This window comes from Silvania hatchlandensis (genome assembly GCF_025564065.1).
Lineage (GTDB): Bacteria > Pseudomonadota > Gammaproteobacteria > Enterobacterales > Enterobacteriaceae > Enterobacter > Enterobacter hatchlandensis.
The window spans coordinates 149,008-159,228 of record NZ_JAMGZK010000042.1 but is presented as its reverse complement, the minus strand read 5'-3'; the positions used below and the strand labels follow the sequence as shown (position 1 = coordinate 159,228).

Below are 10,221 nucleotides of genomic sequence, written 5' to 3'. Positions count from 1 at the left end.
TTGTCTCGCAGACCATGAAACAACAGTATGGCTGTTATCTCGGAGAATATGGTGCATCCGGGAGGATTCGAACCTCCGACCGCTCGGTTCGTAGCCGAGTACTCTATCCAGCTGAGCTACGGATGCAAAATGGCGGTGAGGCGGGGATTCGAACCCCGGATGCAGCTTTTGACCGCATACTCCCTTAGCAGGGGAGCGCCTTCAGCCTCTCGGCCACCTCACCACACAACGCCTCTTTCGAGTGCCTCGAGTTACTCGTTAAGAGCTTCTCGTCGCTGCGTGGCGCATATATTACTTTCTGGGACTTATAAGTCAAACCTTTTTCCATACTCTTTTTTCGTTTGCACAAATCGCAGGCAAATTGCATGTAAAAGCCACAAACAGAGTGTTTTATAAGCGTATTTTTCAGCGCTGATAACAATAATGTGCAGGTAGATAGAGGATCTCAGGTAGAGATAGCAGATGCGGATCGGTTAAAGAGGCAGCAGTTGAATTCGAACGGTAACTTTTGGCAGGAGTAGAGCGAGTGGGTTGCGTCTCGCCAGACAGCGAGACGCGATAATATCAGTAACTGGACTGCTGGGATTTTTCAGCCTGGATACGCTGGTAGATCTCTTCACGATGAACAGAGACTTCTTTAGGGGCGTTCACACCAATACGTACCTGGTTGCCCTTCACCCCTAAAACTGTCACGGTGACCTCATCCCCAATCATGAGGGTCTCACCAACTCGACGAGTCAGAATCAGCATTCTTTGCTCCTTGAAAGATTAAAAGAGTCGGGTCTCTTGTATCCCGGCATTATCCATCATATAACGCCAAAAAGTAAGCGATGACAAACACGTAATGTGTATGCAGTCACGGCATTACATTCTGTTAAACGTAAGTTTAGCCGATATACACAAACTCAACCTGACTTTATCATTATCGATAGCGCAGTGCGGCATAACGATAACGTTATGCCGCCTGTGTACGCTTTGTAGTTTTTACAGTTTAGAACTTACCCAGCCTTCTACACTGGCTAATGCTGCTGGGAGGGCTGCTGCGTCCGTACCACCGGCTTGCGCCATGTCCGGACGACCGCCCCCTTTGCCACCCACTTGCTGAGCGACCATACCAATCAGCTCCCCTGCTTTCACACGGTCGATCACGTCCTTAGATACGCCCGCAATCAGAGAAACCTTACCTTCCGCTACCGTTGCCAGAACGATAACCGTTGAACCGAGCTGGTTCTTCAGATCGTCGACCATAGTACGAAGCATTTTCGGCTCAACGCCCGCCAGTTCACTCACCAGCAACTTGACGCCATTAATCTCAACCGCTTTGCTGGAGAGGTTAGCGCTCTCCGCAACGGCGGCCTGCTCTTTCAGTTGCTGCAGCTCTTTCTCAAGCTGACGGGTACGTTCCATGACGCTGCGCACTTTCTCGCCCAGGTTATGGCTGTCGCCTTTCAGCAGCTGTGCGATATCGTGCAGCTGATCGCTCTGCGCATGCAGAACGGCAATCGCCCCTTCCCCAGTGACCGCTTCGATACGACGCACGCCTGCTGCCGTACCGGATTCGGAAACGATGCGGAACAGGCCGATGTCACCCGTGCGAGCCGCGTGCGTACCGCCACACAGCTCGGTGGAGAAATCACCCATGCTCAGCACGCGCACGCGTTCGTCATATTTCTCGCCGAACAGCGCCATCGCGCCTTTATTCTTCGCAGCATCGAGATCCATGATGTTGGTCTCGATTGGCAGGTTGCGGCGGATCTGGGCGTTCACCAGATCTTCCACCGCGCGGATTTCTGCCGGTTTCATCGCTTCGAAATGTGAGAAGTCAAAACGCAGCACTTTGTCATTCACCAGCGAGCCTTTCTGCGCAACGTGCGTGCCCAGAATCTGGCGCAGCGCGGCGTGCATCAGGTGCGTCGCGGAGTGGTTCAGACGGATACGCGCGCGGCGCGCTTCGTCGACCAGCGCCTGCACGCCATCGCCCACTTTCAGCGCGCCGGAGGCCAGCGTACCGAGGTGACCAATCGCCTGGCCGTATTTCTGCGTGTCGGTGACGGTAAAGCCGAAATCAGCGCCTTTCAGCTCGCCTTTATCGCCTACCTGACCGCCAGACTCGGCATAGAATGGGGTTTTGTCCAGAACCACTACCGCGTTCTGGCCCGCGCTGATGCTGTCCACGGCTTTGCCGTCAACAAACAGCGCGGTCACTTTACCGTTCAGTTGCAGATGCTCGTAGCCCTGGAATTCGCTGCTGCCATCCACGCGAATCATCGCGTTGTAGTCGGCACCAAAACCGCTGGACTCACGCGCACGGCGGCGCTGCTCTTCCATTGCGGCTTCAAAGCCCACTTCGTCAACTTTGATATTGCGCTCGCGGCAAACGTCAGCCGTCAGGTCAACCGGGAAGCCGTAGGTGTCGTACAAGCGGAAAGCAGTTTCGCCGTCCAGCGTGTCACCTTTCAGCTTAGTCAGTTCGTCGTCCAGCAGAGCCAGACCGCGCTCCAGCGTACGTGCAAACTGCTCTTCTTCGGTTTTCAGAACCTGCTCAACCTGCGCCTGCTGGCGTTTCAGTTCGTCACCGGCAGCGCCCATAACGCCCACCAGCGGACCCACCAGCTTATAGAAGAAGGTGTCTTTCGCGCCCAGCATGTTGCCGTGACGGATAGCACGGCGAATGATGCGTCGCAGCACGTAGCCACGGTTTTCATTCGACGGGATCACACCATCAGCAATCAGGAACGCACAGGAACGGATGTGGTCGGCAATGACGCGCAGGGATTTGTTGCTCAGATCGGTCGCGCCAGTCACTTCGGCAACGGACTTAATCAGGGTGCTGAACAGATCGATATCGTAGTTGGAGTTCACGTGCTGCAGCACGGCGGCGATACGTTCCAGACCCATGCCGGTATCTACAGAGGGTTTCGGCAGCGGCTCCATGGTGCCGTCAATCTGACGGTTGAACTGCATGAAGACGATGTTCCAGATCTCAATGTAGCGATCGCCATCTTCTTCTGCGCTCCCCGGAGGACCACCCCAGATGTGATCGCCATGATCGTAGAAGATTTCGGTGCAAGGGCCGCAAGGACCGGTGTCGCCCATCTGCCAGAAGTTGTCAGACGCGTAGGGTGCGCCTTTATTATCACCGATACGAATAATACGTTCGCGCGGGATACCCACTTCTTTTTCCCAGATTTCAAAGGCTTCATCGTCGGTTTCGTAGACGGTAACCCACAGACGCTCTTTCGGCAGGTTGAACCAGTTTTCACCGGTCAGCAGCTCCCATGCGTACTGGATTGCATCGTTTTTGAAATAGTCGCCGAAGCTGAAGTTGCCCAGCATTTCGAAGAAAGTGTGGTGACGTGCGGTATAACCGACGTTTTCCAGGTCGTTATGTTTACCGCCTGCGCGCACACAGCGCTGCGAGGTGGTCGCGCGGGAATAATTACGCTTGTCGAGACCAAGGAAAACATCCTTGAACTGGTTCATCCCGGCGTTGGTAAACAGTAAAGTCGGATCGTTATTTGGTACCAGGGAGCTGCTGGCAACAACCTGGTGTCCCTTACTATGGTAAAAATCGAGAAACGCCTGTCGGATCTCAGCGGTGCTCTTGCTCATAATTATCCTGAAATCAAGCTAACGAAATGTCACAGCGGGTCGCAGCGCAACGTTTGTTGGATGGACCAGCTACTGGAAAAAGTGGGAATAAGATAAGTTTTCTTGTGAGGGAAGTAAAATCCCGCATGCGTTCATTCGATAAAATTACGCCAGATATCCTGAATATCCTCCATCAGGTAGCCACGATAGAGCAAAAAACGCTGGATTTTGACTTTTTCTGAAAACTCCCGCGGCAGCGGTTCACCGTACTTACGCACCGCCTGCTCCCGCGCCTGCTCACACCAGTCGATCTCGCATTCGCGCATCGCTTTTTCGCTGGTTTCCCGCGCAATGCCTTTTTGATTCAGCTCCTGGCGGATGCGTGCCGGGCCGTAACCTTTCCGGCTGCGGCTGGCAATAAAGCGTGCGACAAAACGTGCATCATCAAGATAGCTGTGCTCATAGCACCAGGCGACAACGCGGTCATAATCTTCGGCAGTGGCGTCGATAGCTTCCGGCCCGTTTTTCGTCATCACGGGCGCGGTGAGTTTGCGGCGAAGTTCCTGTTCACTGTGGTCGCGAACCGCAAGAATGCGTACCGCGCGATCTAACAGTCGGGCGTACGCCGGACGACGTGCTGTGGATTCACTCATAGATAAACCTGCTACAGTTAAAAAGCAAAAAGGGCCGCATTATGCGACCCTTATTTATTTCAGCGAGTGATTAGAAATCTTCGTTGGTTTCTTCAGCGCCTTCGCCGTCAACGGCGAACTGCGGCTTAGCATCCTGGTTGGTGAGCAGCAGCTCACGCACTTTCTTCTCGATCTCTTTTGCTGCAGCCGGGTTATCTTTCAGCCAGGAAATGGCGTTCGCTTTACCCTGACCAATCTTGTCGCCGTTGTAGCTGTACCAGGCGCCCGCTTTTTCAATCAGCTTCTCTTTCACGCCCAGGTCCACCAGTTCGCCGAAGAAGTTGATCCCTTCGCCGTACATGATCTGGAATTCAGCCTGTTTAAACGGTGCAGCAATTTTGTTCTTCACAACCTTCACGCGGGTTTCGCTGCCCACCACGTTATCACCGTCTTTCACGGCGCCGATACGGCGGATATCCAGACGCACGGAGGCATAGAATTTCAGTGCGTTACCACCGGTGGTGGTTTCCGGGTTACCGAACATCACACCAATCTTCATACGGATCTGGTTGATGAAGATCAGCAGCGTGTTGGACTGCTTCAGGTTACCGGCCAGCTTACGCATCGCCTGGCTCATCATACGTGCCGCGAGGCCCATGTGAGAGTCGCCGATTTCGCCTTCGATTTCTGCTTTCGGGGTCAGCGCGGCTACGGAGTCGACAATAATCACGTCGACTGCACCAGAGCGTGCCAGGGCGTCACAGATTTCCAGCGCCTGCTCACCGGTATCCGGCTGAGAACACAGCAGGTTGTCGATATCAACACCCAGTTTACGAGCGTAGACCGGATCCAGCGCGTGCTCAGCATCGATAAAGGCACAGGTTTTGCCTTCGCGCTGTGCTGCAGCCACAACCTGTAACGTCAGGGTGGTTTTACCGGAGGATTCTGGTCCGTAGATTTCTACGATACGACCCATTGGCAGGCCGCCAGCACCCAGTGCAATATCCAGAGAAAGCGAACCGGTGGAGATAGTTTCTACATCCATGGAACGGTCTTCACCCAGGCGCATGATGGAACCTTTACCGAATTGCTTTTCGATCTGGCCCAGTGCTGCCGCCAACGCTTTCTGTTTGTTTTCGTCGATAGCCATTATTTCCTCTCATGCCGGGAGAAGCGACTGTGCTTCACCGTGGATTTCTGTTCTGTTGCCGCAATTATACTGTATGGTCATACAGTATCAAGTCTTTTGTAGAAATTGTTGCCAGAGCGTTTTTAACGCATATCCGGTCGCCTGACGGCGCACGCTTTCACGATCACCGCTAAAGCACTCCCGGCGGGTGATCCCTTCGCCTTGTGCCGTCGCAAAGCCAAACCACACGGTGCCGACAGGCTTTTCTTCGCTGCCGCCGTCCGGTCCGGCGATGCCGCTAATTGAGATAGCGTAATCCGCACGTGCGGCACGCAGCGCACCAATCGCCATCTCGACAACCACCGGTTCACTCACCGCGCCATGCTCAATCAGCGTTGGCTCGCGTACGGCGATCATTTGCACTTTCGCTTCATTACTGTAGGTGACAAAGCCGCGGTCAAACCAGGCCGAGCTGCCGGCAATATCGGTGATGACTTTTGCCACCCAGCCGCCCGTACAGGATTCTGCCGTCGTTACCGTCGCACCGCGCTGTTTGAGCGCCTGCCCCACGGCTTCACTCAGCTGCATCAATTCATGGTCAGTCATGTTGTTAAGCTCCTGAAAAACGTGCAGCACAAGATAGCACTTTACGCCGTAGCCTGAAGGAAGAGGAACCGGTTTTACGAGCCTCCTTCCGAAAACTGCATGCCAGCGTTCGGGGAAAAGAAAAAAGGTGAGTGGATAACCTCCCCTCACCTTCCTGACTGCCCAATCACGCCATTAATTGAACGGCGATGCCACCCGCGCCTGCGCCACGGCCAGCCCTAACTGCCAGACCGCCATCGCATAGTGCGTGCTGTGGTTATACCGGGTGATGGTGTAGAAGTTCGGCAGACCGTACCAGTACTGATAACCCGTACCAATGTCCAGACGCAGCAGGCTCACCTGCTGATTACCGGCGATCGGTTGCTGCGGTGTTAACCCAGCAGCGGTTAGCTGTGCTGCGCTGTATTTGGTTTTGAAACCATTTTCCAGCCCGGCCGCCTGACCGTTGGCCTGAATGGCAACCGGCTCACCTTTCTTCCAGCCGTGACCTTTGAAGTAGTTGGCGACGCTGCCAATGGCATCTTCGGGATCCCACAGGTTAATGTGCCCGTCCCCGTTAAAATCAACCGCGTACTGCTTATACGACGACGGCATAAACTGCCCGTAGCCCATTGCCCCGGCGAAGGAGCCTTTCAGGTCCAGCGGGTCGTCCTGCTCGTCGCGGGCCATCAGCAGGAAGGTTTCCAGCTCGGAGGAGAAGTACTCCGCGCGGCGCGGGTAGTTAAAGGAGAGGGTCGCCAGCGCATCAAGAATGCGGGTTTTGCCCATCACGCGGCCCCAGCGGGTTTCGACGCCAATAATCCCGACGATGATCTCCGGCGGTACGCCGTACACCTGCCAGGCGCGGGTCAGCGCATCCTGATATTGGTCCCAGAACGCCACGCCGTTTTGCACGTTGTCCGGGGTAATAAACTGCTGGCGATAGCGTAGCCACGCGCCGTTCGGACCGGCCGGTGGCTGAGTGGTTGGGGCCTGGCGGTCCATCAGACGCAGTACATAGTCCAGACGCTTGGCCTGGGAGAGGATCTCCTGCAGCTGGGTTTTATTAAAACCGTGCTTGCTCACCATTTTATCGATGAACTGCTCCGCCGCCGGGTTGTTGGCGAAGTCGCCCCCCATCTGCATCACGTCGTGCTGAGGTTCCAGCAGAAAGCCGCCAGAAGGCGCGCCCGCGGTTTGCTGGGCCGCTTCGGTTTTCGGTTTGCTGCTGCAGGCAGAGAGCAAAATAAGCACAGGCAATAAGGCTGCGTAACGACGCTTGAACATGGCACATCCATTCCAGGGAATTCGATAAGTGGCAAGTATGGTAAAGCATCCGGGACACCTCAAGGAAGGGGCGCTGGCGTACGCCGCAAAATCTTTACGCTACCCAAAGGCAAATTCAGCGTCTTCTCAGCCGGATATGATTGCCCATCGCCAAAATCTTTCAAATTGATCTATTTTTCTTTCATTGTGAGATCTAATTAACACTTTAAAACCTTTCAAAGTGATTATTATTAGATGCCGTCAGACACGAACTCACACGTCCACAGGAGAGAAGAATGATAGAAACCATTACCCACGGTGCCGAGTGGTTTATCGGGCTGTTTCAGAAAGGTGGCGAGGTCTTTACCGGGATGGTCACCGGTATTTTGCCGCTGCTGATAAGCCTGCTGGTGATCATGAATGCGCTGATCAACTTCATCGGCCAGCACCGGATCGAAAAATTCGCCCAGCGCTGCGCCGGAAATCCACTGTCCCGTTATTTGCTGTTGCCCTTTATCGGCACTTTTGTGTTCTGTAACCCGATGACCCTGAGCCTCGGACGTTTTATGCCGGAGCGCTACAAGCCGAGCTACTACGCTGCGGCCTCGTACAGCTGCCACTCGATGAACGGTCTGTTTCCGCACATCAACCCCGGGGAGCTGTTCGTCTACCTCGGGATCGCCAGTGGCCTGACTACCCTTGGTCTGCCGCTGGGCCCGCTGGCAGTCAGCTATCTGCTGGTCGGCCTGGTCACCAACTTCTTCCGCGGCTGGGTCACCGACCTCACCACCACCATTTTCGAAAAGAAAATGGGCATCCAGCTTGAACAAAAAGTCCATCTGGCAGGAGCAACAGCATGACCCGCATTCGAATTGAAAAAGGCACGGGCGGATGGGGCGGCCCACTGGAACTGGACGCCACCGCCGACAAAAAGATTGTCTATATCACCGCCGGTACACGCCCGGCGATCGTCGACAAGTTGCGCGATCTTACCGGCTGGGAAGCAGTCGACGGCTTTAAAGAGGGCGAACCGCCGGAAGCGGAAATTGGCGTGGCGGTGATCGACTGCGGCGGCACCCTGCGCTGCGGCATTTATCCTAAACGGCGAATTCCCACGATCAACATTCACGCGACGGGAAAATCCGGACCGCTGGCGCAGTACATCCTTGAAGACATTTACGTGTCTGGGGTGCGAGAAGAGAACATTACCCTGGCTGACGGTGCCGCACCGGCGAAAAAGAGCGCCCCGCGCGAGTACGACACGAGTAAGAAGATCACCGAGCAGAGCGACGGCCTGCTGGCCAAAGTCGGGATGGGGATGGGCTCGGCGGTGGCGGTGCTGTTCCAGTCCGGGCGCGACACCATTGATACGGTGCTGAAAACCATTCTGCCGTTTATGGCATTCGTCTCGGCGCTGATCGGCATCATCATGGCCTCGGGCCTTGGGGACTGGATCGCCCACGGTCTTGCTCCGCTGGCCAGCCATCCGTTAGGGCTGGTGACGCTGGCGCTGATTTGCTCCTTCCCTCTGCTGTCGCCGTTCCTTGGCCCTGGAGCCGTGATCGCCCAGGTGATCGGCGTGTTAATCGGGGTGCAGATTGGGCTGGGCCATATCCCGCCACATCTCGCCCTGCCCGCGCTGTTCGCCATTAATGCCCAGGCCGCCTGCGACTTTATCCCGGTGGGTCTGTCGCTTGCCGAAGCGCGCCAGGACACCGTGCGCGTCGGCGTGCCTTCGGTGCTGGTCAGCCGCTTCCTGACGGGCGCGCCCACCGTGCTGATCGCCTGGTTTGTCTCCGGCTTTATTTATCAATAAGAGGTGCTTGCGATGACTGTGATTTACCAGACCACCATTACCCGTATCGGCCAGAGCGCCCCGGATGCGCTCTGCGACCAGATGCTGATTACCTTTCGCGAAGGCGCGCCTGCGGATATCGAAGAGTTTTGCTTTATCCACTGTCACGGCGAACTGAACGGCGAACTGCTGCCCGGCAGCCAGTTAACCCTGGGGGAAACCCGCTATCCGGTCACCGCCGTGGGCAGTGTCGCCGAGCAGAATCTGCGCGAGCTGGGGCATATCACCCTGCGTTTCGATGGTCAGACCGAGGCGGAATATCCGGGTACCGTGCATGTCGCCGGGCCGGTTCCGCAGGCGCTGGCCACCGGTTGTGTACTGAAGTTTGTAGCCTAATAAAGGAGAGAAAGATGAATCAGGTTGCTGTTGTCATTGGCGGGGGACAAACCTTAGGGGAATATCTCTGCCGTGGGCTGGCCGCAGAGGGCTATCGCGTGGCGGTGGTGGATATTCAAAGCGAAAAAGCCGCCCGGGTAGCCAGCGTTATTAATCAGGAGTTTGGCGAAGGGATGGCGTACGGCTTTGGTGCCGATGCCACCAGCGAACAGAGCGTGCTGGCGCTGTCGCACGGGGTGAACGAAATTTTTGGCCGCGTCGACCTGCTGGTCTACAGCGCCGGGATCGCCAAAGCCGCGTTTATCAGCGACGTCGCGCTGGGGGATTTCGACCGCTCATTACAGGTGAATCTGGTGGGCTATTTCCTCTGCGCCCGCGAGTTTTCCCGGCTGATGATCCGCGACGGCATTGCCGGGCGCATCATTCAGATCAACTCCAAGTCCGGCAAGGTGGGCAGCAAACACAACTCCGGCTACAGCGCAGCCAAGTTTGGCGGCGTGGGGCTGACGCAGTCCCTGGCGCTGGATCTGGCCGAGTACGGCATTACCGTGCATTCATTAATGCTCGGCAACCTGCTGAAATCGCCGATGTTCCAGTCGCTGCTACCGCAATATGCCACCAAGCTGGGTATTGAAGCGGATCAGGTGGAGCAATACTACATCGATAAAGTCCCGCTCAAGCGCGGCTGCGACTACCAGGATGTGCTGAACATGCTGCTGTTTTATGCCAGCCCAAAAGCGTCTTACTGCACCGGGCAGTCGATCAATATTACCGGTGGGCAGGTCATGTTCTGATCGCGCGGCCAGATGCCCTCACGCCCCCCTCCC

General features: G+C 55.8%; 10 protein-coding genes and 2 tRNA genes. 4 read left to right on the top strand and 8 right to left on the bottom strand.

From position 1 onward, the window contains the following. Positions 1 to 49 precede the first annotated feature (49 nt). The 8 genes from M8014_RS06660 to mltB all read right to left on the bottom strand — a co-directional run bounded on the left by M8014_RS06660 (position 50) and on the right by mltB (position 7,224). Positions 50 to 126, bottom strand: a tRNA-Arg gene (locus M8014_RS06660). 4 nt (positions 127 to 130) lie between these two features. Next, positions 131 to 223: transfer RNA gene (locus tag M8014_RS06655), tRNA-Ser, on the bottom strand. 341 nt (positions 224 to 564) lie between these two features. Further along, positions 565 to 750 carry a carbon storage regulator CsrA gene (gene csrA / locus M8014_RS06650; RefSeq protein ID WP_000906486.1) on the bottom strand — a complete coding sequence of 62 codons (186 nt, stop codon included), beginning with the start codon at positions 748 to 750 and terminating at the stop codon, positions 565 to 567. A gap of 234 nt (positions 751 to 984) precedes the next feature. Beyond that, positions 985 to 3,612: an alanine--tRNA ligase gene (gene alaS / locus M8014_RS06645; RefSeq protein ID WP_271281737.1), complete on the bottom strand. Its 2,628-nt coding sequence runs from the start codon at positions 3,610 to 3,612 to the stop codon at positions 985 to 987. Positions 3,613 to 3,743: 131 nt separating this feature from the next. Continuing rightward, positions 3,744 to 4,244, bottom strand: coding sequence for a recombination regulator RecX (gene recX / locus M8014_RS06640; RefSeq protein ID WP_271281736.1), 501 nt, complete (start codon positions 4,242 to 4,244; stop codon positions 3,744 to 3,746). Positions 4,245 to 4,314: 70 nt separating this feature from the next. Continuing rightward, complete coding sequence (gene recA / locus M8014_RS06635; RefSeq protein ID WP_271281735.1) at positions 4,315 to 5,373, bottom strand: recombinase RecA; 1,059 nt, start codon at positions 5,371 to 5,373, stop codon at positions 4,315 to 4,317. A gap of 87 nt (positions 5,374 to 5,460) precedes the next feature. Further along, positions 5,461 to 5,958 carry a nicotinamide-nucleotide amidase gene (pncC, locus tag M8014_RS06630; protein ID WP_271281734.1) on the bottom strand — a complete coding sequence of 166 codons (498 nt, stop codon included), beginning with the start codon at positions 5,956 to 5,958 and terminating at the stop codon, positions 5,461 to 5,463. A 174-nt stretch (positions 5,959 to 6,132) separates the two neighbouring features. Continuing rightward, positions 6,133 to 7,224: a lytic murein transglycosylase B gene (gene mltB / locus M8014_RS06625; RefSeq protein ID WP_271281733.1), complete on the bottom strand. Its 1,092-nt coding sequence runs from the start codon at positions 7,222 to 7,224 to the stop codon at positions 6,133 to 6,135. A gap of 275 nt (positions 7,225 to 7,499) precedes the next feature. Between mltB and srlA the strand changes: the two genes are divergently transcribed. From srlA to srlD, 4 genes are read left to right on the top strand one after another with little or no spacing between them, the layout of a single operon-like run. Beyond that, positions 7,500 to 8,063: a PTS glucitol/sorbitol transporter subunit IIC gene (gene srlA, locus M8014_RS06620; RefSeq protein ID WP_271281732.1), complete on the top strand. Its 564-nt coding sequence runs from the start codon at positions 7,500 to 7,502 to the stop codon at positions 8,061 to 8,063. Further along, positions 8,060 to 9,019 carry a PTS glucitol/sorbitol transporter subunit IIB gene (gene srlE / locus M8014_RS06615; RefSeq protein ID WP_271281731.1) on the top strand — a complete coding sequence of 320 codons (960 nt, stop codon included), beginning with the start codon at positions 8,060 to 8,062 and terminating at the stop codon, positions 9,017 to 9,019. Before srlA ends, srlE begins: the two co-directional genes overlap by 4 nt. A gap of 12 nt (positions 9,020 to 9,031) precedes the next feature. After that, positions 9,032 to 9,394 (top strand): PTS glucitol/sorbitol transporter subunit IIA, encoded by a 363-nt coding sequence (srlB, locus tag M8014_RS06610; protein ID WP_271281730.1) that lies wholly within the window; start codon positions 9,032 to 9,034, stop codon positions 9,392 to 9,394. Positions 9,395 to 9,408: 14 nt separating this feature from the next. After that, the gene (gene srlD, locus M8014_RS06605) at positions 9,409 to 10,188 is read left to right on the top strand and encodes a sorbitol-6-phosphate dehydrogenase (protein ID WP_271281729.1); all 780 of its coding nucleotides are present in this window, start codon (positions 9,409 to 9,411) and stop codon (positions 10,186 to 10,188) included. The last annotated feature ends 33 nt before the right edge of the window (positions 10,189 to 10,221 follow it).